Source organism: Haladaptatus rarus, assembly GCF_054177585.1.
Genome location: NZ_JBPEHG010000001.1, coordinates 1 through 24758 on the forward strand (window position 1 = coordinate 1; position 24758 = coordinate 24758).

23 protein-coding genes and 1 tRNA gene are annotated in these 24758 nt (G+C 56.4%); 10 read left to right on the forward strand and 14 right to left on the reverse strand.

Features of this window, described 5'->3' with window-relative positions:
- The coding region (locus ACR3FE_RS00005) for an integrase core domain-containing protein (RefSeq protein ID WP_458204401.1) at positions 1-192 on the forward strand (192 nt) is incomplete at its 5' end.
- Here the strand turns inward: ACR3FE_RS00005 and ACR3FE_RS00010 are convergent.
- The 4 genes from ACR3FE_RS00010 to ACR3FE_RS00025 all read right to left on the reverse strand — a co-directional run bounded on the left by ACR3FE_RS00010 (position 184) and on the right by ACR3FE_RS00025 (position 4341).
- The gene (locus ACR3FE_RS00010) at positions 184-585 is read right to left on the reverse strand and encodes a hypothetical protein (RefSeq protein WP_458204403.1); all 402 of its coding nucleotides are present in this window, start codon (positions 583-585) and stop codon (positions 184-186) included. The two genes, ACR3FE_RS00005 and ACR3FE_RS00010, sit on opposite strands and share 9 nt — an antisense overlap.
- 304 nt (positions 586-889) lie before the next feature.
- Positions 890-1975: a glycosyltransferase family protein gene (locus ACR3FE_RS00015; RefSeq protein WP_458204405.1), complete on the reverse strand. Its 1086-nt coding sequence runs from the start codon at positions 1973-1975 to the stop codon at positions 890-892.
- Between the two features lie 7 nt (positions 1976-1982).
- Positions 1983-3101: a glycosyltransferase gene (locus tag ACR3FE_RS00020; protein ID WP_458204407.1), complete on the reverse strand. Its 1119-nt coding sequence runs from the start codon at positions 3099-3101 to the stop codon at positions 1983-1985.
- 97 nt (positions 3102-3198) lie between these two features.
- Positions 3199-4341: a glycosyltransferase gene (locus tag ACR3FE_RS00025; RefSeq protein WP_458204409.1), complete on the reverse strand. Its 1143-nt coding sequence runs from the start codon at positions 4339-4341 to the stop codon at positions 3199-3201.
- A gap of 113 nt (positions 4342-4454) precedes the next feature.
- Here ACR3FE_RS00025 and aglJ point away from each other — a divergent pair, with 113 nt between their 5' ends.
- The gene (gene aglJ, locus ACR3FE_RS00030) at positions 4455-5366 is read left to right on the forward strand and encodes an S-layer glycoprotein N-glycosyltransferase AglJ (protein WP_458204410.1); all 912 of its coding nucleotides are present in this window, start codon (positions 4455-4457) and stop codon (positions 5364-5366) included.
- A gap of 16 nt (positions 5367-5382) precedes the next feature.
- On the opposite strand, the gene ACR3FE_RS00035 is transcribed toward aglJ, so the two are convergent.
- Complete coding sequence (locus ACR3FE_RS00035) at positions 5383-6006, reverse strand: RAD55 family ATPase (protein WP_458204412.1); 624 nt, start codon at positions 6004-6006, stop codon at positions 5383-5385.
- Positions 6007-6215: 209 nt separating this feature from the next.
- Here ACR3FE_RS00035 and pyrB point away from each other — a divergent pair, with 209 nt between their 5' ends.
- The 3 genes from pyrB to ACR3FE_RS00050 all read left to right on the forward strand — a co-directional run bounded on the left by pyrB (position 6216) and on the right by ACR3FE_RS00050 (position 8339).
- On the forward strand, positions 6216-7130 hold the full coding sequence (pyrB, locus tag ACR3FE_RS00040; protein ID WP_458204414.1) for an aspartate carbamoyltransferase: 915 nt from the start codon (positions 6216-6218) through the stop codon (positions 7128-7130).
- Positions 7123-7584 (forward strand): aspartate carbamoyltransferase regulatory subunit, encoded by a 462-nt coding sequence (gene pyrI, locus ACR3FE_RS00045; RefSeq protein WP_458204416.1) that lies wholly within the window; start codon positions 7123-7125, stop codon positions 7582-7584. The genes pyrB and pyrI overlap by 8 nt, the downstream gene beginning before the upstream one ends.
- A 77-nt stretch (positions 7585-7661) precedes the next feature.
- Positions 7662-8339, forward strand: coding sequence for a hypothetical protein (locus ACR3FE_RS00050; protein ID WP_458204418.1), 678 nt, complete (start codon positions 7662-7664; stop codon positions 8337-8339).
- Between the two features lie 216 nt (positions 8340-8555).
- On the opposite strand, the gene ACR3FE_RS00055 is transcribed toward ACR3FE_RS00050, so the two are convergent.
- Positions 8556-9488 carry an FKBP-type peptidyl-prolyl cis-trans isomerase gene (locus ACR3FE_RS00055; RefSeq protein ID WP_458204420.1) on the reverse strand — a complete coding sequence of 311 codons (933 nt, stop codon included), beginning with the start codon at positions 9486-9488 and terminating at the stop codon, positions 8556-8558.
- Positions 9489-9593: 105 nt separating this feature from the next.
- On the opposite strand from ACR3FE_RS00055, the gene ACR3FE_RS00060 reads away from it, so the two are divergent.
- Together ACR3FE_RS00060 and ACR3FE_RS00065 are read left to right on the forward strand one after the other, a co-directional pair.
- Positions 9594-10355: a helix-turn-helix transcriptional regulator gene (locus ACR3FE_RS00060; RefSeq protein ID WP_458204421.1), complete on the forward strand. Its 762-nt coding sequence runs from the start codon at positions 9594-9596 to the stop codon at positions 10353-10355.
- A gap of 428 nt (positions 10356-10783) precedes the next feature.
- Positions 10784-11281, forward strand: a complete 498-nt coding sequence (locus ACR3FE_RS00065) for a phosphopantetheine adenylyltransferase (protein WP_458204423.1) — start codon at positions 10784-10786, stop codon at positions 11279-11281.
- Positions 11282-11385: 104 nt separating this feature from the next.
- On the opposite strand, the gene ACR3FE_RS00070 is transcribed toward ACR3FE_RS00065, so the two are convergent.
- Positions 11386-11706: a transcription initiation factor IIB family protein gene (locus ACR3FE_RS00070; protein ID WP_458204425.1), complete on the reverse strand. Its 321-nt coding sequence runs from the start codon at positions 11704-11706 to the stop codon at positions 11386-11388.
- Between the two features lie 87 nt (positions 11707-11793).
- On the opposite strand from ACR3FE_RS00070, the gene ACR3FE_RS00075 reads away from it, so the two are divergent.
- Positions 11794-11878 (forward strand) — tRNA-Leu (locus ACR3FE_RS00075).
- A 30-nt stretch (positions 11879-11908) separates the two neighbouring features.
- Here the strand turns inward: ACR3FE_RS00075 and ACR3FE_RS00080 are convergent.
- Together ACR3FE_RS00080 and ACR3FE_RS00085 are read right to left on the reverse strand one after the other, a co-directional pair.
- A complete protein-coding gene (locus tag ACR3FE_RS00080) occupies positions 11909-13108 on the reverse strand; it encodes a hypothetical protein (RefSeq protein WP_458204427.1) in 1200 nt (399 codons plus the stop codon).
- 470 nt (positions 13109-13578) lie between these two features.
- The gene (locus ACR3FE_RS00085; protein WP_458204429.1) at positions 13579-14817 is read right to left on the reverse strand and encodes an MFS transporter; all 1239 of its coding nucleotides are present in this window, start codon (positions 14815-14817) and stop codon (positions 13579-13581) included.
- 237 nt (positions 14818-15054) lie between these two features.
- On the opposite strand from ACR3FE_RS00085, the gene ACR3FE_RS00090 reads away from it, so the two are divergent.
- Positions 15055-15969, forward strand: coding sequence for a helix-turn-helix transcriptional regulator (locus tag ACR3FE_RS00090; protein WP_458205985.1), 915 nt, complete (start codon positions 15055-15057; stop codon positions 15967-15969).
- 345 nt (positions 15970-16314) lie between these two features.
- Here ACR3FE_RS00090 and ACR3FE_RS00095 read toward each other — a convergent pair whose 3' ends face one another.
- Positions 16315-17319 (reverse strand): sensor histidine kinase, encoded by a 1005-nt coding sequence (locus ACR3FE_RS00095; RefSeq protein ID WP_458204431.1) that lies wholly within the window; start codon positions 17317-17319, stop codon positions 16315-16317.
- A gap of 389 nt (positions 17320-17708) precedes the next feature.
- Here ACR3FE_RS00095 and ACR3FE_RS00100 point away from each other — a divergent pair, with 389 nt between their 5' ends.
- Positions 17709-18863 (forward strand): polysaccharide deacetylase family protein, encoded by a 1155-nt coding sequence (locus tag ACR3FE_RS00100; RefSeq protein WP_458204433.1) that lies wholly within the window; start codon positions 17709-17711, stop codon positions 18861-18863.
- Positions 18864-18989: 126 nt separating this feature from the next.
- On the opposite strand, the gene ACR3FE_RS00105 is transcribed toward ACR3FE_RS00100, so the two are convergent.
- From ACR3FE_RS00105 to ACR3FE_RS00120, 4 genes are all read right to left on the reverse strand, one after another.
- Complete coding sequence (locus tag ACR3FE_RS00105) at positions 18990-19784, reverse strand: hypothetical protein (RefSeq protein ID WP_458204435.1); 795 nt, start codon at positions 19782-19784, stop codon at positions 18990-18992.
- 118 nt (positions 19785-19902) lie between these two features.
- Positions 19903-20292 carry a hypothetical protein gene (locus tag ACR3FE_RS00110; protein ID WP_458204437.1) on the reverse strand — a complete coding sequence of 130 codons (390 nt, stop codon included), beginning with the start codon at positions 20290-20292 and terminating at the stop codon, positions 19903-19905.
- Positions 20293-20515: 223 nt separating this feature from the next.
- Positions 20516-21658 carry an acyl-CoA dehydrogenase family protein gene (locus ACR3FE_RS00115; RefSeq protein ID WP_458204439.1) on the reverse strand — a complete coding sequence of 381 codons (1143 nt, stop codon included), beginning with the start codon at positions 21656-21658 and terminating at the stop codon, positions 20516-20518.
- 496 nt (positions 21659-22154) lie between these two features.
- Positions 22155-24725: a GAF domain-containing protein gene (locus tag ACR3FE_RS00120; protein ID WP_458204441.1), complete on the reverse strand. Its 2571-nt coding sequence runs from the start codon at positions 24723-24725 to the stop codon at positions 22155-22157.
- Between the last annotated feature and the right edge of the window lie 33 nt (positions 24726-24758).

Sequence of the window (24758 nt, forward strand, 5' to 3'; positions counted from 1 at the left end):
TATACAGAGCGAAACCTGATCGAAAAATGGTTTCACACGCTCAAAATGCGCATCGACCGCTTCCATACATCATGGGTGGGCAGTCGGCCGAGCGTCCAGCGGTGGCTTGAACAATTTGTGCATTACTATAACCATCAACGACCGCATCAATCGCTCAACAACCGAACGCCTGTCGAGGAGGAGCTAAACTAGACAGTGCCAGTTCTCCTGATACGCTGACCAGATTTCATCACGTGAATACTTACCATGAGCGAGTAGCTCCCAAACTGAATTTGCCGCTCCTTCCTTTCCAAATGATTTAATACTGATACCATCTCCAATTTGAGACGGCACGAAAGGATAGTGTGGTTGCATATAGTGAACAAGCATACGATTTGGATGTTTATTTCTCCATGTGGTTATTGCACGGTCGGTGATTGGTCTTGGGTGGATTGTTCCTACATTTTCATCCCACGCATACCGCCAGACTTCATCAAGAAGGTAAAATTCACTCTCCGACATCATTTCGTCAGAATACGGGTTGCCTGTAATATGTGCTGTCTCTTTTATATCGTCTCTAAATTTTTTTGTGAAAGTTCGGGACATCCAAGTCCGTGACATACTTGCCGGTGAATGATGCTTTCCGATATCGTCAAGGAATTCGTACTCCGAAGCGACTGAGAGTAGTAAGTCTCGACGGCAAGCGTCAAGGACTATGAGTACGTTCCAATTGCGAGTATATACGGATGAACCGGCCCGATACCCTGCGTAGGATAGACGACGGAGAGCGCCGAACCACAATCCCTCCAAGGCTCTTTTCGAACCAGCTTGAACACCGTCATTTCGGATGCTGTGGAGCGTATCATCCGCCCAGTCCAAGAATGTCATATTGTTATGGTGATGGTGTTTGTTAATATAGTCGCTGATTGGTTAAAAGTGATGAATAAAGATTGACGTGTCGTTTCGCAAGTTTCTCAAGCGAATTTTCATTTCTATAAGTTTCCATTTCTGATATATACTGTCCACGATCCGCTAGCAACGACCCTAGGCTATTCGCCGCCTCTTGATTGGAATTAAACAATTCAATACCGCCCCATTGATTTGCTAAACGTTCAAAATATGGGATTTTTCGGCAGAGCATTGGGGTTCCATAAGCGAAGCACCAATTTAGGATGCCGCTCTGACGGATGTCAGTGTATGCCAACACAGCAACGTCGGACGCGACGAACGCTGCATGGAAATCGTCATCTGAAAGGATGCCTGTAATAGTCACATTTTCCGTACCCTTCTCAACGATATGTCGAAAGTAGGGTTCATCTTCGGGTCGTAGTGGGCCCCCGGCGATAAGAAATTCATGTTCAGGAAATTCCTTCGCCAGCGAGAGAATAGTTTCGGTGTTCTTCCGGGGTGCTACGTAACCAATTTGGGACACTACCGTTGCGTCGGGGCTAAGATCAAATTGTTTTCGTGATTCTTGTTGTTTGATATCTTTTCGCCCTTCCAAATCAACACCGTGCGAAAGGATTCGTTCCGTTGCTGATTTCTGAGGGACATCAAATGCTTTATTCGCATTTGTAGACAGAAACACAAGTTCATGGGCGACTATTGAAAACATCCAGTGAACTAGTTGAACGTACGCGATTTTCACTCGTCCTAATGAACCTCCGAACGTTTTCTCATTCCAGACTTCATGCATGGTGATAACGAGATTTCGGCCGCGGATGCGTAAGAAAATCCCAACAATAGGGAAGAATATCCATGCAAATAGGAGATATGGACGAAAGTATGCGTACTCAAACTGAACGTGAACGATTTTTGCCGATGTCATACCAGAACAAATTGTATTCCTTAATTGCTGGAATAAATCAGCATCTTCGCTGAGGTCAAGTGTATCGACAGCAACCGACTCTTTCGATATTGCTTCTCGAAGAGTGGCAGAGTACTTCCCAATTCCGCCAGCAGTTTCCCGTGGAGATACTAGTAACAAATCTACCATTTAAATTTCACCTTTCGTTTTCATTAAAGACGGATTTTCGAAGACCTTCCCGAAACGTTTCGTAGCAGTACTTTTGCGCACATTCCTTTATCATGACGCTATCGTACTTAGCCGAATCGAACGCCTCAATCGTCTTTCGTATCGAATTCACACTCGGTTCGAACAACTCACCAGTCACGCCTTCCTCGACCTGATACTTTGTGAAACCCTCATTAACGCCAAGCAATGGTTTTCCAGCCATCAACGCCTCCGCACCGACGAGTCCGAAGTCCTCTTGTACGGGAGCGTAGATGACCGCCGTCGAACGTGCAACGAGCGATTCGATGTCGTTGACGAACCCTCGTACTTCGATGTTGTCGTGGCCGCGCGCAATTCGTTCGAGTTTATGACGGTCAGCTCCGTCACCCGCGATGACGAGGCGTTCGTCCAGTTCGGTGAACGCCTCGGCGAGCAGTGACATTCGCTTTTCTGGCGCGAGCCGCGACCAAGTGACGAAATAGCCGTCGTCAGCCTCATTGCGCCAATCACCAGTCACGGGCGGATAGACGACTTCCGCATCTCGGCGATAGTATCGCCGAATCCGGTCACGGATGAGTTCACTATTGGCGACGAAAGTATCGACGTAGTCGGTGGCCTCTTTGTCTAGCGCGCGCCACCACTTCGCGTACGTCTTCAGCGCGAACCGAACACCGGGGTAGTCGAACGATTCCATCCGGTCACGGAAGAGGTCGTAGAGCCAACGCGGGGGACTATGCGGATAGTGAATGATGGTCTGATCGATAGTCGGGACGTAATGTTTCGACAGCGGAGCACTCTCCAGAATCACATCGTACTCAGTGAGGTCTGGATGTGCATCGGTCATGTCCATCGCCACCGATAGTGTTTCGAGGGGGTTCGATCCCTCGTTCTTCCATGCAAGGACGTGTTTCGAAATCCCTCGTGCGTACTTCTCCTGTTTGATAGGAGTTACCCGTATGTCATCCGGAATCTCAGTACCGGGATAGACGTACATCGTGTAAATCGGGGCATCAAGTGTGCGGGCTGCCTCAATGGCGAATTTTTCGCCACCCCCAATTTGTGGAAACCGGTCGTGGAGAATAGCGACCGAGGTTGGATCGTCCGACATTCCTTATGACCTTCCTGACCCTTTAGAATACATAAGCTTTCTCACTCACTTCACTCAAATAATTAGGAGAGTGGGTCCTATCGCACTCCTGTTCGTTTCATTCAAACGCTTCCCGCAACTCCTCGTCTATCTCCCACGTCCCATCACCCTCACCGCGCAACAACTCCACGCTCGCCCGAAACAACGACACCTGCGTGTCGAAGATGGCATACACTGGCTGGAGCGAACCCAACCGATCACTGCCACCCAGCCGAACGAACAACCAGAGTCCCGCAGGAACGACCAAACCAAACGGCCCTACCCCAACAAGCGCTGCACCCGTCAATAACCCGACCGCCAGCGCCACTAACCACGGCGACACCACCATGAACCACCAGTTGAACGGCAACACGACGCCGCCGTACTTTCCGTACTGACCTAGCGCGTCACGATGTTGCACCAACAACCGAATCAATCCCATTCCCCGCCGATCTTTCTGCAACCGTCGTTTCCGGAAATCAGAGTGAGATGCTTCACTGTAGCGAATATCCGGGTCGAAGACGACGCGCTTCCCGTTCCGCCGGATCTTCAACGCGAGTTCCGTGTCGTCGGCCAACGAGTTCGGGTCGATGGGGACGATAGCGTCGTTCTCGAACGCCGAAAACGGCCCGTGGAAGATAAGCGTCGAGTCGAGATGCGATTCGAGCGTCTGGATGTGCACTTGCACGCCACGGTAACCCGCTTCGACCTCGCTCCCCCCGAGAACTTCCGCGTTCTGGCCGGTGACCGCCGCAACGTCGGGGTCGGCGAGGTTCGCAGCAGCGACACGGAGCACGTCGTTCGCCACGAACGAATCGCAGTCCGTCTTGACCACCATCTCGTTTGTCGCGGCAGCGTAGGCATCGTTGAGTGCGGGTGCGAGGCCGCGACGTTCCTCTTCCTGGATGAGGTTCAGCGTGGGATACTCACGATCTGCGAGATACTCTCGAATCAGGGCGGGCGTCTCGTCGTCGCTCGAATCCACGACGACCAGTTCGACCTTCTCCATGGGATAGTCCAGTTCGAGCAGATCGTCCAGTTTCTTCTCGATGATATCCGCCTCGTTGTACGTCGGCAGCACGATACTCACGGTCGGCTCTGCCGCCTGCTTTCGGGCGGGCGAGCCGTCCGGGCGTACGATCCCGTACAGGGCGAGAAAGGCGAGATAAGGAAGGGCGGCCACCGCGATGACGACCGCGGCAGCCTTCGCAAGCCGGTTCATATCCGGCCCTTGGGCGTTTTGTTTTAAACATCTATGGATTGTGTCGGGGAATGTAGTTGTCGCCTTCGGGAAAAAGGTTGGGCTTTTAGCCCCCGGTCTACAATTTCCTGACAATGCCCGACTGCGAGGACGTGTGCGTGCTCATCCCGACACTGAACGAAGCCGAGACTATCGGCGAAGTCATCGACGGGTTCCGAGAGCAAGGCTTCTCGAACGTCCTCGTCGTGGATGGAGATTCCGACGACGAGACGCAAGAAATAGCCACGGACTGCGGTGCGCGCGTCATCGAACAGAGTGGTGTCGGGAAAGGTCAGGCCGTCCGCGAAGGTTTAGACCACATCGAAGCCGAGTACGTCCTGATGCTGGATGGGGATGGGACCTACTCCCCCGAAGACGCGGAGACGATGCTCGAACCCTTAGACGACGGCTACGAACACGTCATCGGCAATCGATTCGCCGAGCTGGGCGACGATTCGATGACCCGTCTGAACCACTTCGGCAATCGCCTCATCAATCGCGCGTTCCTGGTAATCCACGGACAGGATTTCAAGGATATCTTGAGTGGCTACCGTGCGTTCACCCGTGACTCCGTCGAACGAGCGTATCTCACCTCGGACGGCTTCGGCGTCGAAACCGAACTGGCAGTCGAATGCGTGAAACACAGCATTCCGACGACCGTCGTCCCGGTTCGCTACGATGAACGTCCCGAGGATTCCGAGACGAACCTCCATCCCCTCTGGGACGGTGGCGACATCATCATGACGCTCTACCAGCTGGCCAAGACGAACAATCCCCTGTTCTACTTCGGAAGCATGGGGATGCTCAGTGGCCTGCTCGGCGTCTTTCTTGGCATCTACGTCGGTATCGAGTGGTTCATCCCGCCGCGCGTCTCGCACGAAGTGCTTGCAGTCGTCGCTGGCGTCGCCATCCTCTTCGGCGTGCAGTTGCTCATGTTCGGCGTCCTCTCCGATATGATCGTCACGTTGCATCGCGAACAGATGCGACGGATGGACAGACGTCGTTGAGAGCTACCCTCCGTTTTCAGGCGATATCCCGACTCGTGTCGATAGAGACGTTCTCCGTGAGTTCGAGTTTGATGGTTTCCGAAAGCGCCCGCCCACCACGGAACTTCGGCACTGCAAGCCGATTCTCGATGCGGTCACCCGAGATCTCGGTATGAAGTTGGAACACGACGTCGACGATGTGTTCGGTGACGTCTCGCTGGTCGGGGACACTCCGCCCGTCGAGACAATGAAGGATGGCGAGGCTATCTGTCCCACGGATGTGCTGTTGGAGGTCGGATAGGAAGTTTCGATACCGAGTCGCGTCTTGTCGTTCGAGAAGATTCACTGGATCGATGACGAGCGTGGAATCGCTCGGCAGTCGTCGGAACAGTCGTCGTGCGTGTTCGAGCGGCGCATCACCCGGTACGTAACGCACTTCAGGCGTTCTGCGACCTGGTCTGCGCCGGAATCCTGCACTGACCATCTCCTCGTCTCGATCCGTGGTCAGATACAGTGTCGGGCGGCTAGCGGTGAACTCCGTTAGCAGGAGCTCTGCTTGACTAGCAGGCGGAGCACAGAGTGCAACAGTGCTCCCCGGTGGTATCCCTCCATCGAGTTCTCGGTCGAGGATCGGGATACCGGTCGAGAGCCGCCCTACCATACCGCAGACAACTCTGAGAGTATTCATAAGTGTTTGGTCACGACGACTGACGCAGCTGTCTGAGTGCGCCTACGTATCCGAGCGTCGTCCATTTGTGGCCTTCCACGCCACCAGTGATACCGGGCATAGCCGTGCTGGTTTTGTTCTGATAGTTATAGTTCGGGGCCGACCCGTGCCTTTCAAGATGAACGCACTCCCCTTGTCGAACGATGCGGCACGACCACCTCATCGACACGAAACAACTCTCGCGCGGGGACATCGAGAACGTCCTCGACCGCGCCGCCGAAATCGACGCCGATCCGGGTGCGTTCGCCGACCGGCACGCAGGAAAGCTCCTCGGGCTGATGTTCTACGAACCGAGCACGCGCACGAAGATGAGCTTCGAAACCGCCATCAAGCGCCTTGGTGGTGATATCGTAGATATGGGTTCAGTCGAATCGTCGAGCGTGAAGAAGGGAGAATCACTCGCGGATTCGGCGCGGGTCATCGAAGGGTACGCCGACGCACTCGTGTTGCGCCATCCGAGTCAGGGTTCAGCGAAGATGGTCGGCGAGTTCGTGGACGTCCCCCTGCTCAACGCGGGTGATGGTGCAGGGCACCACCCGACTCAGACCCTGCTCGACCTCTATACAATCCGGGAGAACGCCGGACTCGACGACCTCACCATCGGAATCATGGGTGACCTGAAGTACGGACGGACGGTTCACTCGCTCGCGCACGCGTTGACGAACTTCGATACGCGACAGCACTTCATCAGTCCCGAGAGCCTCAAACTCCCGCGAAGCGTTCGCTACGACCTCCACGAGTCGGGTGCGAACGTCCGCGAACACACGGATATCGAGGACGTTCTGCCGACCCTCGACGTGCTCTACGTCACCCGGATCCAGCGCGAACGTTTCCCCGACGAGAACGAGTATCGTGCGATCGCTGGCGAGTACCAGATCGACCTCGACACGCTCGAAGGTGCAGCAGACGACCTGACGATCATGCATCCCCTGCCGCGCGTGGACGAGATCGCCCCAGAGGTGGACGACACGGAGTACGCGACGTACTTCGAACAGGCACACAACGGCGTCCCAGTGCGCATGGCACTGCTCGATTCCATGCTAGAAAACGATGAGTGAACACGAACTCCGCGTCAGTAAGATTCGAAATGGTACCGTCATCGACCACATCCGCGCTGGACAGGCGCTCAACGTACTCGCTATCCTCGGCATCGACGGAAGCGAGGGTGAAGCGATCAGCGTCGGGATGAACGTCCCGAGCGACCGAATGGGGAGAAAGGACATCGTGAAAGTCGAAGGGCGCGAGTTGAGTCAGGACGAAGTGGATGTCCTTTCGCTCATCGCACCGGATGCGAGCATCAACATCATCCGCGAGTACGAAGTGGCAGAAAAGCATCGATTAGAACGCCCGGAACGTGTCATCGGCGTCCTCTCGTGCCCGAACAGCAACTGCATCTCGACCGAGAACGAACCCGTCGAATCGAAGTTCGAGGTGCTCTCCGAGGGCGTCCGTTGTGAGTATTGCGAGACGATAATCCGCGACGACCTCGCCGCACACATCAGCGTCAAGTGAGAAATGGCGGCCTAACCCGCCGAACGGATGGAAACGGTCGGGCTGGTTTATGCCGCCGGTCGGATTCGTGTAGGGGTATGGGAATCCCAATCGGCCAGCGGACTGCGGTCGTTCTCTCTTTACTCCTCGTCCTCTCCGGTGTCACACCACTCCTCGGCGTCTCGGCGACGACGAACCAATCGTCCCAACTCGGACGGGTCTCGCAACTCGGCCAGTACAAAGTGTCCATCGACAATGCGACCATCCGAACCTGGGTGTTACGAAACGTGACGGTGACGAACGCGACGGTCGATTCTGTGCGCGTCCGTCGGCTCCGCGTCGATGGTGAGGTTCGGCGGAACGTCACCTTGCGAAACGTCTCCATCGCCGAACTCGAGATCGAAAACGGAACGTTGAACAACGTCACCGCGAACCGAATCGTCGTTCGAAACCGCTCGATTCTCGACCTGCCGGGTGGTGACCTCTTCGACCCCGACGTGAAAAACCGCGTCATCAATCGCACCGTGCTCGCCGACGTGACGGTCGAAGGTGCCTCGTTGGATCAATTGACGATAGCGAATCTGTCCGTGCAGAATGCGGACGTTCCGGAGCGATCTGAGGAGTCGGTCGTCCCGCCAGCCGTGACCGACCCCGGTTCGGAGCCCCGGCCAGCGGTCGTCATCAGGAACGGAACCGTCGAGTCAGGGACCGTTCGGAACGCGACCGCCGGAAACTGGTCGGCTGGCGAGGTTGACCGTGGCCAACCGGCAGGGTAGACGGCAGATATCGTCTCTGGTCGCTCCCTGGCGCGCAATATAACCGAATCCCGACGAGATGGCCACTGGCTCACTGGTTCGGCTCTATCTGGCATTGTATCGCGTCAGCGAAGGCTCTGCTCGAGTTGCGTGTGAGTGAGGAGTGAAAAAGCCACTCGGTTGGTCAGTTCCCGACGCTCGTCCGCGACGGATCGAGTGGGTCGATCACTCTTCGATCTATTCCGCTTCGTCGTCTCCGCCTTCGAGTTCCTCGCCTTCTGCTTCGAGTTCCTCGACGATCTCGTCTTCGTCGACGTCGACGTCTTCGAGGGCTTCTTCGATGTCGCCGCCGCCCATGCCCATACCGCCCATGCCGCCCATCATGCCACCCATGCCGCTGCCGTCGATGGTCTCCTGAACGATGACACGATCGAGTTCGAGGCGGTCGATGACGTCCTGTGCGATCTGCTGTTTCTGGAACATCCACTGCTGGTTCATCGAGAGCTGCGGCGTCGCCTCGATGTAGAGCGTCTCCTTTTCGACCGTCTCGGTCTCGACTTCACCGTCTTCGTCTTCGACTTCTTCTTCGACCTCGTCCGTCTCGATCCACATGTCGAGGTCGGCGTCGATGTACATCGAGAACAGGCCTTTGGCCTTCTCTTCGGCATCTTCGACCTCGTCGACGATCTCGTACTCGTATTCTAAGTCTTCGCCAGCGAGCGGGTGGTTGAAGTCCACGCGCGCGCGGCCGCCAATGATGGTCTCGACGTAGCCCTGCTGGCCGTCGACGTTGACTCGCGCACCGGGGTAGCGTTCGTCTTCGTCGATCTTGTCGGCGCTGACGGTGCGAACCTGCTCGTTGTCGTATTCGCCGAACGCGAGTTCGACGGTTACGGAGCCTTCGTCACCGGCTTCTTTGCCGTAGATGTCTTCTTCGACGTCTTCGAAGATGTGGCCTGCGCCCAGGACGATGGTTCGTGGGCCGAACTCGCGGCCTTCGGCTTCGACGTCTTCTTCTTCAGCGACGTCGGCGCTGGTCGTGTCCACGAGGTCGCCGTCTTCGACAGTTCGTGCCGTGTAGTCGAGGCTGATGAAGTCGCCTTCCTGCAGTCCGTCTTGCGTTTCCGTCTCTTCTTCTTCAGCTACTTCTGCCTCTTGTTCGTCACTCATACCCGAAACGACACCCGTTCGCCCCTTAAGAATCACGTTTCGACCGCGAGGCTGGAATCTGGTGATGGGTGAGTTTTACATCGTCGCATTGAGTAGTTCTACCCGATGGCTGCACCCGAATCGGTCGCGTTCCTCGCCGGGTCACCGGAGCGACTACACCTGCTCTGTCATCTTCGCGAGCAGCCCGGTTCGCCGCGCGACATCGCGAACGCTATCGACGTCTCCCATCGGAGCGTCCAGCGAAATCTCTCTGAGTTCGCCGACCGTGGCTGGGTACGAAAGGAGGATGGGAGATACACACTGACCACTTCGGGGGAACTCGTCACGCGAACCCACGAAGGGTACGTCGAGACGATGCAGACGATCTCGGCGTACGACGCCTTCTTCCGACACCTCCCCGACGCAGACCACGCGCCGGACCCTGCGTGGCTAACCGACGCGACACTCGTCACCGCCTCGCCTGAGCAACCACAGGCACCGGTGAACCACTACGTGAAACGGCTGCGCGCACGACAGACCCGGTCGATCAGGATGCTCGCACCCGTGCTGAGTCGCCTCTATCACGACGCGCACGCCGAACTCGTCATCTCCGGTGTCGAGACGGAACTCGTGATGCCGACGGAACGGGTCGAGGACGCGCGCTCGCTCAACCCACTCGAATTTCGAGTGGTCAGTCGCGCGATCGATATCTATCAGTACGACGGACCGGTCGAACTCGGTCTCACACTCGGAGACGACTGGGCACTCGCAGGTGCGTACGACGACGAGGGGCAACTCAGAGCACTCGTCGAGTGTGACGCCCCTGACTTCCTGAACTGGGCCGAAGAGCTGTACCGTCGATACCGTAACGACGCACGCCCGGTGTGACGCCGGCGAAGTCGGCGAGTTCCGAAGGTGGTAACATCCTCCCCGCCCTAAAAGGCAGGGCTTCCCGAGGTTCTGATGTTACTCCCGTCGATTCGGATGGTTGGGAATTTACGGTTCGTGGGCCGACGACCCACTGGCAGTGCCACGCTACCGTTACTCGTTCTCCGTGTGGGATAGCGAGTTACCTATGTATTTTGCGTCGGCTGGCGCGGTCGGCTTACGTTTTGGTTTCGGCAGATCGTCCTGGCAAACACCGAGTCAACTGCCAAGTTTCCGCGCACATCCATCTGAACGAACCAAAAGTGTGTGAGTCTTACCCATGCACGGTGAAAGTAAGCGAAGACGCGCACGGTATCCTCACCATGAAAAACGGGGTTTTAGCGCCCTGCATCGAAGGTGATAAACCACGCCGAATCATTCGCCGGGGTATGGACGTTGCGTTGGGCGGGACCTTTGACCCGGTTCACGACGGTCACCGGGCGTTGTTCGAGCGAGCGTTCGAACTCGGCGACGTGACTGTTGGGTTGACGAGCGACGACCTCGCACCGAAGACCCGGAACGTAGACCGGTACATCCGCCCGTTCGAGGAGCGAAAACGCGACCTCGAAGCCGAACTCCGAACGTTCGCGGACGAGTACGACCGCGAGTTCGAAGTGCGCGAACTCTCCGAGCCGACCGGCATCGCAACCGAATCGAAGTTCGACGTGCTCATCGTCTCACCGGAGACGAAAAACGGTGGTGAGCGGATCAACGACATCCGCGAAGAGCGAGGATACGATACGCTCGACATCGTGGTCGTCCCGCACGTACAAGCAGAGGACGGCGACATCATCTCCAGCACTCGAATCGTCGAGGGCGAGATCGACGAACACGGGAATCTCACGTCCGAGCGCGACGGGCGTGCTGGACGGGATGAACGCGACTAGCGCAAGCGCGGCCTGCGCGACGGACGAACACGCACACCGACCCTATTACGACCACTGACGCAACACGCTTACAACTGACCACGCACAGGTGAACGGAGTCGCGTTCACCACGAGGGCGGTTGCAGTCCTGCTTCTTCGAGGATCGACTTCCATCGTTGTTGGATCGTCAGCCGAGCGACACCCACCGCGTCCGCGACCGCCTGCTGTGAGCGCTGGTCGCCCTCGATGAGCGACCCGGCGTAGAGGCTGGCCGCCGCGACCGCGCGTTTCGACCGCTCTTCGGGGTCGTCTACGTCGGAGATGGTGGTAAGAAAGAGATCGGCCGCGCGCGAGCGAGCGTCAGTCGTGAGTTCGAGACGGTCGGCGGCCTGTTGGAGTTCTGTGAGCCACGATTCGTTTTCGACTTGGTCACGTGCCCGATACACGACGCGAATTTACCGCGCCATCCATCATAAACGCTCGTCCGACGAGAGCGACAGGTTCATATCGCCGACTTAGAAATTTGATATTGCGTGCGGGTAGCCAAGCTAGGCCAACGGCGCAGCGCTTAGGACGCTGTCCTGTAGAGGTCCGCCGGTTCGAATCCGGTCCCGCACATTCTCGGCGAGCGAAATTCGTGAGTAAGGACTACTTCTGAAGTGACGAATCACGCTGTTGTACGCTCCCGTTTTCGCTGAGTGTGAACGCGAAATCGAGCGTCACGGCATCGCTTTGGATCTCGTTTCCGACACTCGTGTCCACGCGCCAGTCCACGACGAGGGAGACCGTCTGACCAGGGTCGAGCGTCGTTACTGCCGAGAGTTCACTGGGTGAGTGTTCGGAGAGCGGGACGTAGGTCGATTCGTTCCCTGCGAGATAGGCAAGAATCGTGCCCTCTGAGTCGACGAGCGTGATACGAACGTCGAGATTGGACGTGAGTTCCCCCTTCGTGGGTGTCCCATCCACACTGCGTTCCGGTTCGGTGCGTCCGTTCTCAAGGGGATTTTCGACGGCAACGTGGAGGACACCCGTGTCGGAACCTGCGTTGGAAACCGAGATTCGACCGCTTCCGGTACTCCCTGGGACGACGTTTTCCACGTCAACCACCCTCGAATCCGTTTCGTTGCCACCGAGCGAGAGCACGGGCCATTCGTCGTGTTCGTCGGAACGCTTCGAAGCCGTGTTCGTCACATTGAAACGATAGCTAGCAACCGCCGTTTTCCGGGTAACTTCGGTTCCGTCCGCGTCGTGCAACACTGCTGTCACTGCCACCGCGCCGTGGCGGGTACGGGTTTCATCGTCAGTTCCGACACTGAACTCGTTTGCCCGTGGCCCCGTCGCGTAGACTTGCCGTGCGCCGAGCGCATCGCCGAGGGAGATGGCCGTTCCAGCGGGCGACACGGTGACGCGGTGTGTCTCTGTCCACCCCGACGAGGGCGTCCACGTCTGGACCACCAGCGTGACTGCAGCAACGGTCGTCGCTTCTGTCCACCGAACCGAGCCCGTAAGGTCTCCAGTAACGAGGCTAACCTCGCCGGTCGGGTTGTGAACGGTCACGGGATCGGTCACCGCGAGCGAGAGTGTGATGGTCGGACGACTGGTCGCCGCACGTTCGGGGGCGGCCTGCGTACCTTCAGTAGATGTGGTGGATGGAACCGCCGTCACCGCCGGTTCCGGCGGACGAGGAATCGATGGGTCCCCGCTTGCCGAGTCGGCGAAGGCATCGTTCGGGAGCACGCGAAGCAGTCCAAAGCCCGTCATCGAGAGGACGATGATGACGATAACGGCGACGATGACTGTCTGCCGTGATTTCATCCCGGTGAACCGTGCTACGATGTGCTGGATCACGCAACCCACCCACGATACCGAACCGATAGCCGGGGAAGAACCTGTTCGAACAGCCCATCAGCGTGAGTCTCGGAGTTTTGTGTGGACACTTCTATATGATCTTCGACAACTCGCGAACCGCTGAATCTGCTGTGGTAACAGGGCCTGACGGTTCCACCAAAGGACGACATAGTATTGATATATGTTATTATATCTAATATTACATCTAACTTTGGATTCACAAGCTCGTTGTCGAGCCGTCAGTCGTCATGAGAGTCTGTGTAAATCTTCGTCTTGCTTCGACGTACTGTAACCGTCGTTCCATCGGTCACTGTGACGTGGAAGTCACGGCACGCCTGACGAGGGCGGCGTCAGTAGAAAGGGTTGGCGTGGCCTTCATCTGAAAAATAAAGTCGTAATCCGTTACTGAATTGTAACCGACCAATCAAATTAGTGGCTACGTAGCAAACAACTACATGACGTGAGTTCCGTCACATCGGTTGCTCTTCGATGAGCATGAGGCGACGCGTCTGATATGCGCTCATCGCGAACACGGAGAGAGCGATTGCAAGTGCGACGACGCCACTGGCGACGAACAAGGGATAGTACCCAGTCGTCGCAGCAAGGCTAGCGAACAGCACTGGTCCAGCCGCTCGTCCCAGGAACGTCGTGCTGTTGCGCAGGCTGAGGGCGCCGCCACGAAGGCCGGACGAGACGAGGTCGCTGATCGCTGCGTCGACCGCTGGCATCGAAAGACCCAGGCCAGTGCCGAACACCACCATCGAAAGCGTGATACCGACCGGCGATGGAGCGGCCCACGCGCCAAACAGGCCAACCGCATAGCACGCGAATCCAGTTGCGATGAGACTGTAGTTGGAGAGGTAGCGCGCGAACCATCCGTTCTTCGCGGAGACGATCACGGACGCCGCTTCTGCGACTGCGAGAACGAGCCCGATGAGCATGGTCGACATGCCGTAGTTCCCTTCCAAGAGGAACGGTAGTATCGTGATGACAGCGCCGAACAACAGTAGTTCGGTCATGCAGGCCGCACCGTAGAGGACGAGCGCATCCACACCGCTCAGCACGCTAACGGCGCGGCGAAGATAGGCGATGCCCTGTGAATCTCGCTCGTGGGAAGGTTCTTCGAGATGTTTGACTGCGTACAGTCCGAGTGGGAGGCCAGCCAGGTAGACGAGATACGGCACGTTCCACGCCATCGTCGCGAGCACACCACCGACGATCGGGAAGGTTGCAGCGCCCGCTGAAAGGACTGCATTGTTCAGCCCGAGGACGGTGTTTCGCTGCGTGCCCTCGAACGTGTCGCCGATGAGTGTCACCGTCGTGATGAAGATTCCAGCTGCGGCAGTACCGCCGATGATACGGAGTGCGAGCACAGCCTCGTAGCTCGGCGCGAACGCGATCGCGCCGCCGGCGAGGCTGAATACGACGAGGCACCCGATGAGAACGGTACGGCGACCGATTCGGTCGGCAAGCATGCCGATGAACGGCGACAACACGATACCCGTGATGAAGTAGGTGCTGATGAGCAGACTCGCCTGCGCGTCGGAGATCGCGAACGCATCGCGGAAAGCGGGTAGCGTCGGGCTGATCAGGGGAACGCCAAGTGGCGCTAACAGAGTCGCCGCGAGGACGATCTGCACGGTCGGTGATTTCCATGGGGAATTCGTCTGTGATTCGGTGTCGGTCGGTGAATGAGTCGGTGTCGGCATCGGGATTCTCCTGGATTGCAGTTGGTCGATTCGCTCGATATCGACCCGCCAGACGCACGTCCGCACGTCGAGTGACGCGATATGGCACGTCGACCATCAACGGGCGTGTCCTGTACTAGACTGAACGACAGCACGGTCGTTAGCCTCATCTGTCAACAGTGCAGTCGTCGCTTGAAACCCGTCTCACGGCGTGAGACGCGACATCACTATGTTGGTTGGTGACTAATCTCATGCATGGTGGGGAGCGACGAGGAAACCAAAGGCCGGATGCGCACGGGTGTGACCGAAGACGAAAGCGCGTCTATTCTCGATGAACTGTTTCAGACACACCTCGAGCTCCGGACGGTCGGTGACGAACTGACTGACTCGAAACGACAGAGCAGTGCTGATGACATGATCGACGTCATTCGGCACGCCTCGGTGCTCGAAGCACTCTTTCACGCACCACTCGACCGACGTGAAATCGAGGCGAGACTGGACGTCTCCCGCGCGACCAGCCATCGCTTCACCCGGTGGCTTACTGACCACGACCTCGCTCGAAAAGTAGATAGTCGATTCGAGTTGACGGGATATGGCCAAGTAGTCGCTGAAGAGGTGGTACGCTTCGAGCGAAACCTCGTTACTGCGCATCGACTCGCGCCGCTCCTCGACTCGATCTGCGAGAGCCATCAAGAGTTCGTCGTCGAACCATTCGCCGACGCGACCGTGACGGTCGCGACCCCAGATAATCCGTATCAACCGGTACAACGATTCCTTTCGCTCGTCGAGGAATCATCGACATTCCGTGGCTTCAACACGACGCACATGGTGCCACTCTCCCTCGATACGTTCCACGAACGGCTGTTCGAAAACACTGAGACGGAACTCATCTCACTGCCAGATACAGTGGAGCGTCTCGTCGAGACGTATCCAGATCGGGCGACCAGTGCGCTCGACCGTGGCCATCTCAAACTCCGGGCGCGTGAAGCATTTCCGTACGGGCTCGCCATCTTCGACGATCGCGTCGGAATCGGTGGCTACGACGAGAAGACCGGTGTCCTCAAGGTGTTCGTCGACTCCGATACGGCGATCGCCCGCAAGTGGGCCGAACGCGTCTATGCAGTCTATCGAGACCGGTCTGAATCGATGGTCGAACCAGTGTCCCACGACTGAAGGCGGTGAACGGCGAGCGCCGAACCTGCAATCAGGTGAAATCTATTTCGGTAACTTCTCCTACAGAAATGTAATTCAGATTATGTTTATGGTGATAGCTGTCCACCGTTCATCTGTGATGAGATCGATACCAACACAGTTGCCAGGACGGCAACAGACCCCCGACTCGACGCAGAGCTTTCGCAAAACGATGGTGGGATGGGCCATGCTGTATCTGGCACTTCTCACTGTGCTACTGGTCGACTCCTACCCCGTCTTGATCGGTGGTGGGGTCGTGGTTGCAACCGCGACGTTGACCGCTGATGAGGCGCACATAGCGGATTGGCGAGTTGGGTTGCGTGTCCCTCACCGTGGTTCCGATGATTCGCGGAATTCGAACCGAGCACCACCTTCTGCGCTTTCTGAGAGTGAAACAGCCAGGCCGTGAGCATCTGCGATTCGGCTCACGATTGCAAGCCCGACGCCGCTCCCACCATAGCCCGTCGAAAACCCGTGGTCGAACACTTGCTCTCGAATCTCTGGCGGGATACCAGTTCCCGTATCTTCGACGTAGAATCCCTTATCGGAGGGGCCGACTCGGACAGTTACGTCAGACCCGCCGTGGCCGACCGCGTTCCGGAACAGGTTCTCGAAGAGCCCCTGAAGGTGGTTCTTGTCTCCGATTATCGTTCCGTCCTCGGTCGAAAGCGTCGCCGACCGTCTATCGATCATCTCCCACGCTTCGTGAGCGACCTCGGTCAGCGAGACGGGTTCAGGGTCGTCGATAGGGTCACCGTGCCGGGCGAGAGCCGTCAGACTCGTCGTGAGTTCGTTGATCCGTACCAGTGCCTCCATGACGGCATCGAACTGTGATTCGTCCCCTGTTTCCCGATACAGTTCGAGTCGCCCTTGCGCGACGTTCAGAGGGTTCCGAAGGTCGTGCGACACCATGCTGGCAAACTGATCGAGGCGCTCGTTTTTGTGTTCGAGTTCCCGCGCCATCTCACGTTCTTCGGTAACTGCTTGGGTGACCAACACTCCAAATGGGTCACCGTCGATGGTCGTCGGGCGTGTCTCGATGTGATGAACCTCCTCAGCGTAGTCGATGTCGAATGAACGAGATTCGCCGTCAAGCGTCGCACGAAGTTCCGGTTCGAGGACACGAACTGTCTCCGCTGGAAATAGTTCCGCTACCGATTTTCCGACCATGTCGGCAGTGGCGCGCTTGGAGAAGGGAAGGATTTCAGGGCCGATGATCCGATACCGTAAATCTGCATCGAACAGTACCAATACTCCGTTCGGAAAGCGATCGATAAGCGTCCGATGACCGGTGTGAGATATCGGATCGGGAGGTTTCTTTTGATCAGTCATAACTTTCCAGATACAGTCTGATTGCTTATAGCTTCCCTCCGGTGTGTCGTCCAGCACATACACCAGCACTGTGTGGGACTCCTCATCGAGCGTTTTCTGGATTGCTGGTGCGGAGACCTCGTGCGTGATCGGGAACGAGGCCATCATGATCGCATCTCTTTCTCGAACGGTTCTCGAAGCACACCGGAACTTTCGACTCGTGATTCGAATCGTCTCAAACCGACGTGTAGGCTCTGTATACCCTGTTTCAGGTGGCGTATAACAAATTCTCACTTCGACATACTGCTCGGTGAGACGATGCTTACCGAGAACTCAATGACGAAGCAAACGCATCCGATAGCCGATCAAAGACACACGATATCGATCAGCAGTCGCAGGAGGTCGATAGCGTGAGCGAATCGTCGATCCTGACTCGACGCCGATTCTGCGAGTCAGCGGGTGCGGTTGGCCTCTCGATGCTCGGGTCGAGAGCCGCTGCTCGGTCGACGAATGGACGAGTTGTCTTCATCTATGATGACTCTCCAGAAGAGGATTACACACAGATTTATCCGGTTCATCGACGCGAAGGGGTTCCTGGCTGTATCGCTGCGGTTTCTGGCCGTATCGGTCACTCTTCCTGGCTCTCGCCGAGTCAGTTACGAGAGATGGAAGGGGAAGGCTGGGAAATCATGTCACATTCGGTTCGCCACCGGGCACTGGGCGAGATCACGGTCACACGTGATATCGAACCGGGAGAGAGGAAGGTATACGTGGAGTCGAACTTCCATAAACGTGTCTCCGGTGACGAGATTCTGCTCAGTGACGGGCAACGGACGGAAACATTTACCGTTGCAGATGGGGGCGAAGATTCGCGAGGGAAATATCTACTGGCCGAGAAACCACTTCGGACAGCCTTCAGGGCACAGGATGGTGTCACCGAACGCTATACCGATGACTTACTACGAAATTCTCTGGCCGAATCGAAGCAAACGCTCGAAGACTTCGGTGTCGAGATATCGAGTCTCGTGCTTCCATTCGGGCAAACGCGCGGCCGTGTCCAAGAACTCGTTCCCGACTACTACGACGTGCTTGCGAACGAACATCACGGTGGATTCAATGTCCGTTCGACACTCGATCCCTACCACCTCGGACGGACTGTTTTTCGTGAAGGGTCGTTGACCGCCGCGGAGATCGGACACTTTCTCGACCGAGTTCGGGAAGAAAGTGCCCTCGGAATATTCGTCGGCCATAGTCGAGCCAAACAGCTCACACCGTCTCGTGTTCGGGCGACAATCCGACTGGCAAAAGAGCGAAATATAGAAATTGTAACGCTGCGAGAGGCGCTTTCCGAATTCGGCGTTCTCCCGACAACAGCAACTAAGACGGCTCCAACGACAACGTCTACGACCACTTCTCTCACAGGATCATCCACGGTTACATCGAACACTCCGTCCACTACAGGGTCAGTCGCCGCGAACGCATCGCCTTCGGTGAACCATCTTGGTGTCGCAACTCTGCTTGGCGCACTCGGTCTCGGTGTTCTCAACTACACTCGTCGTCGATAGAGGCCACCGCTTCGATCGTCGATGGAGAGATATCGTTCGTGTGGACGATTCTGTTCACTCCTCCCAGATGAGGGACGTAGAACTCATACCACCTCGCGACACTGTCATACGATGGGGACACCACCATTACAATTCGATCGTCGGGACGTCCCCTGTGACAGTATCTGCTGCTTCAAAGGCCTGTTCTAGATTCCACTCAGGCAACCGGATACGAAGGCTCCGTGTTGCGCGTTCACTGGCTTCTGACCAGGATTCTCCTTCCTGAATATCACTTCCAAGGTGGACACCAGAACTGCCTCGAAGGAAGATTCGAATCCGGATGTCGAGTTCGACCAGTAAATCTGTACTCCGGTCGAGGTCGAACGTGACCGGTTCGAACTGGTATTCATCCGAACGGTCGAATACCTCCTCTGCGTTGGAACGAGCGAAGAGCCGATTTCCGACGAGTCGCTTCGAGTATTGACCGGTTAGTTCAGCAGATGCGACTAATCGCTCTGGTTTGCCAAACGAACCAGCAAAGACACGTTGACGCCCCCACACACTCGCCATGGCAGTCGGACTTGGCCGCCATCGCCGATTTTTATACTTCCCACCGGTACTTCCGGTCACGAGGCCGTCGATGATCGCAATCGGGCTAGAGATGGCAGACGACCAGTGGGGCATCCGATGTCGCCGGAGCCAGTACTGCCCGATCAACCCGGCGCTATCCTGCGAAAGCGGCCGTCCTTTCTTATGATTCCAACTGTGACTCCAGCCACCCCAGAACGAAAATAAATCCGCTCCTACCGGTGTTATCTTCAGGCGGCCCGCCGCGGTTCCACCCGTTGCGAGTTTCGTTATTTTTCCGGATCCCCAGGCCTCGCGCGGTTCCTCTTTGCCCCAGAAGGTAGTTTGCTCCAACCGCATCGTTCCCCCGGCCATAGAGATACTTAAACTCGAGAGGAGATAAAATAGTCGCCAACTTTCTTGATCGCCTCTATCGTCGCTAGCCCTCCTCTCGATACCGTTTTCGTCTCAGGTGAGTTTTCACCTAGAAATTTCAGTTCCGTGGTGGGGGAAGTGGTAGTGTCGGTGTCTCCCGTTCGCTGCCGAAGACGAACCGCATGAGACGTTGGACGAACTTGCCGAGTCGCTCCAAGAGCGCAAAGACGTTCTCCGGCCTCGGTGTCGAAATTTCCGCTGATGGTGGATAGAGCTCGTTGTGCTTGACGCCGTAGATATCGAATGAATCTTCATCTAACTCGTCTGGCTCGAAATGTTGCTCTTCGATTTTATCAGGAAGTTGCTGCCGTCGCCATCTTCTGAGCCAACTGCTGAGCAGGAGTGTCCCACCGAGGAGTATGAGGACACCGAACACTCCGTGGTGAACGGAATAATTGCTGTCGGCTCGTGACTCTTCGACCTTGGCAGTCACTGAGTTCACGTTCATACGGCTAGGGAGGGTGTTTGAGGATATAGCGTTACCTCCGGGATACACAGCGATATTATAGCTGATGAAACTATGAAATCCCGGAAACCCTCGTATGTTTCATCCACACCGGATCGACAGCAGGTGGCCCAAACTGTCGATCGATGATTTTCGCTCGATTAGCGAGTAGCATTGCAAACTGAAAATCCCACGATCAGGATGCATCGGTGGTCACCCCGAGACATCACGTATCAGGATGGGCCTCGAAAACGGCCTCACCGAGAGTGTCCTTGTGACCCTCGTTTGGCCCTCCGGCGAGTGTGAGTAATCTAGCATCGCGAAGATAGCGTTCGACATGTCGTTCCGCAGTATAACCGATTCCACCGTGGAGTTGCATCGCATCGTTTGCGTTGTCGACGGCGGCCTGTGTTGCATAGATCTTCGCCATGCTGAACTCCCGGGATGTCTCCCGACCCCGGTCGGCGAGCTCGGCTGCACGGAGCGTGAGCAGACGGGCCGTATCGACCCGTGTCGCCATCGTGCCGACTACCCACCTGACGCCTTGGAAATCGGCGATGGGCTGGTCATACTGTTCGCGCTGGTTCGTGTATTCTACTGTATCATCAAGTGCAGCGCGGGCGATGCCTACACCACGAGCGGGGACGTTCACGCCGGTCGTGATCTCACTGCGTTGGAGATACGCTTCACCCTCCTGTCCAACCATTCGATCGGTTGGAATCCGTACGTCAGAGAGCGTCGCTTTCGGTGATTTCACCGTGTTCGCGCCAAGTGTGTCCCACACTTTCTCCACCTCGAATTCGTCTGTGGGGACGAGAAACGCGCTGATGTTGTGTGGGGCATCAGCATCAGGGCCGGTTTTTGCGTACGTGAGGACATAATTGGCATGGAGAAAGTTAGTGATCCATCGCTTGTGACCATTCAAGACCCATACATCTCCCTCTCGCTCGGCGGTCGTTTCCATCTCCAATTTGTTGCTCCCAGCGTTCTCTTCACTGAGTCCCAGGGCACCGACGGTATCAAATGATGCCATCGCCGGGAGATACGTTTCCCTTTGTTGGTCGGTTCCAAATCGCTCTATGACTGTTGCTACGCCGAGGTGGAGTGCGAGCGCGCTCGCCACGGGCATGAGCGCAGCAGCCAACTCCTCGATCAGGAGCACGAGCTCGACCAGCCCCTCTCCCATCCCACCGTATGCTTCAGGAAGCGTGATGCCGGTGTATCCTCGCTCGGCCAACTCGTCGAGAATCGTGCCAGGATACTCCTCGTTCTGGTCAAGTTCGATAGCACGTGGCTTGATCGTCGTCTGTGCATATTCACGGACGTCGTCACGGAGAGTTTGCTGGGCCCTGGTGAGTTGAAGTCTCATCTGTCGTCCCTCAAACCATCCCCAACGATGACGAACTAATATCTTCGCCTCAAATTTATGATATTGTGTCTGGGATATGAGAAGTGTTGACTATCGTGGGTTTAGAGAGTAAGGCGAGTGATAGCGATTGACAGATAAAGTCACAGCATGATACCATTAGTGAAATAAAGCAAACTCTTCAAAAATGAGTAACATTCATACAAAACGGTTGCAATATCAGATTGAGGGAACGAATCGGTATTTGTCACATGTGGTGATCTGGACCATCGCCACGAAGACTTGTCTGCTTGATCCCTCGCAGACAAGGCACCCACTTCTGTGCCTCGTCGTTCAGGAGGTTCATCGTCAAATCGATGTTGTTGATCTCTCAACGTTACAAGATGGGATCGCAGGCTGCACACTCGATTCCGTCATCGCTCGTACTCGGACAAGGGAAGACGCTCGTTTCGACTTCGGTTTACTACCCGTATCCAGGATATTGCACCCGAAGACACCGTTAGCTAGCGTCTTCGCATTTTTCAGGAAGGCTTACTTCTTCAACGTTTGTTATCTCAAAGCGTGCACCATCGTCTCCCCCGGATGTGATGGTAACTTCCCAGTCGTGTGCATCCACAATCTGATCGACGATAGCGAGTCCGAATCCAGTGCCATCGTCGGCGGTCGTATAGTCTGAATCGAAAACGCAGTCACGGTCTGCCAGTGGAATTCCCGGACCCGTATCCTCGATGAACAAACCTGTGCTGATGGTTCCGACCCGAACAGTGACGTCGTGACCACCGTGTCGAACCGCATTTGAAAACAGATTTTCGAGCAGTTGCTGGAAGCGGCTCTCGTCGGCGAGGATGGTACAGTCACAGTTTACGTCCAAGGTTGCCTCAGCTGTTTCGACGTTCTCCCACGCCTGTTGGGCGACGGTGTCACAACGCACCGGCTTCGGGTCGTCGACGACTCTGCCCTGTTGAGCGAGCGTCAGCACGTCCTCGAGGATGTTCTCAAGTCGAGAATGGGCGTGTTCGACCTTCTCGAAATAGGAATCATCACCTGTCTCTTTGAGGATATCGAGGTAGCCGGTCGCAACGTTGAGGGGATTCCGCAGGTCGTGTGAGACGATACCCGTGAAGTTCTCCAGTTGGTCGCGCTGACGAGTGAGCTCTTCCGTTCGTTCGTGAAGTGTCTGTTCACGCTCGATGCGGGCGAGGGCCTCGCTCGAGTGCAAGACGAGGAGTTCGGCGAGCTCGACATCGTCGCTCGAGAAGAACCCGACCTCCTCTGCCACTGCCTGAAAGACACCGTAATTACCGATCGGAACGCTGATACCTGAACGGTACTCACCGCTCGTGTTCGCTTCTTCGACCTCGCGAATATCGTCGGTGAGTTGTGACATACCAGTTCGGTACGTCTTCCCCGCGATTCCTTCATCAATCGACATATTCGCCGTGTTTTCGAGCGGGATATTGCTCGAGATAGCGCGTGTCTCTAGGATGCCGTTCGATTCGAGGTCAACGACACAGATGTCGAAATCGAGAATGCGCTCGGCCGCATCGACGGTCAATTCACAAACCGCTTGCTTGGTCTCACACGTCACCATTCGCGTTGCAACTTCGTGGAGTCGCTCGATCTTCTGATTACTCTCTCGGAGTGCTTTTTGCGCACGGGATCGTGCTTTGACGCGCTCGACACGCTCGAGTGCGGCTGTCGTGTTCGCAGCGAGCATCTCTGCAAAGTACACGTCGATGTCGTCGAACGTCCGTGGTGTCGTCGAACCGATATTCAAAACCCCCTTCTCCCCGAGCGGGAGAATGATCTCACTTCGTATCTTGGTCGCCGCATTGTAGACGTTCGATTCGTCCCTGAGATCATCATACACCTGCGGTTCACCTGTCGCGAAAACTTTCCAAGAAAGGCTCGTCCCTTCACTGTAGGTCGGTAACTCGTCGACCAGTTCGTCGCTCTCTTTCGTCTGTGCGACCGGGGCGAGCGCGTCTTTCTCTTCATCGTACAGCCAGAGGCCCATCAATGGCAGATTCAACACTGTTCGGGCGGTTTCAGCAGCGATCACACAGACCTCACGCTTCGTCGATACCTCCATCAGACGTCTTCCAGTCCGTTGGAGTCCCTCGAGTACTTGTTCACGTTCGATCCGCTCAAGAGCGGATTCTGCCGTCGCGGCGAGCAGCCCAACCGATTCGAGCAGCGTTCGTTCATCCTCTGTGTACTCATCTGCTGAAGTGATGAGAACACCATGTCTGCCGAGTGGATAGAGATACGCAGTTCGAGCCCACTGAACCGGATCGGTCGGTGTCTCGGTGGAATCGATGGCAGCGATGTGTGGGGCTTGCCGTTCGTACACCTCGCGAAACAGACCGTCATCGTCCGTCAGCACCGGCGTTCCATCGAAGAGCGTCTTGACGTCCTGACTCAAGGCGAGCGGTTCGAGAACATCTCTCGATTCGTTGAAGAGATACACACCGCTGCGGTTCAGACCTAACACAGTCTCGGCCGCATCGACGACGATTGTGCCGACAGCGGCCATATCGGTTGCATCTTTCACGTGTCGTGCCACGCCGTGAATAGCAGCGACTCGATCGCCATCGTGTGCATGCGACGTAGCATCATCGCATTCTTCGACGACCGGTGTTTTCTGTAGTTTCCTCTCCTGCCCTCCGACCTGAGATCGTGGTTGTTCGACCGCAGTGATGATACGATCCGCTAACACGGCGTAGTCCTTCTCGATCGTCTGCTTTCGGAGATAGTCAGTGACGCCCGCAGCAAGCACCTCTCGGGCAACGTTCCTGTCCTCGTTCCGTGTGAAGATGAGAAACGGAAGTGCTGGGTCGTCGTTGGCGACGTCGGCAAACAACGCCAGCCCGTCCGTCTCTGGGAGGTCATACTCGCTAACGATACAGTCGATATCATGATTCGCAAGGTGAGAAAGACCGTCCGCAGCTCCGCTGGCTGTGCGAACGGTCAGTACGTCGTTCGCACGCTCGAGCGCAGTACTGACGAGAGTGCTTTCGTCCCGGTCATCATCGATATACAGAACCTCGATCGATGTGGTGCCCGGCATATTCATGTCGAGTGATTAGTAGGATAGTAGATA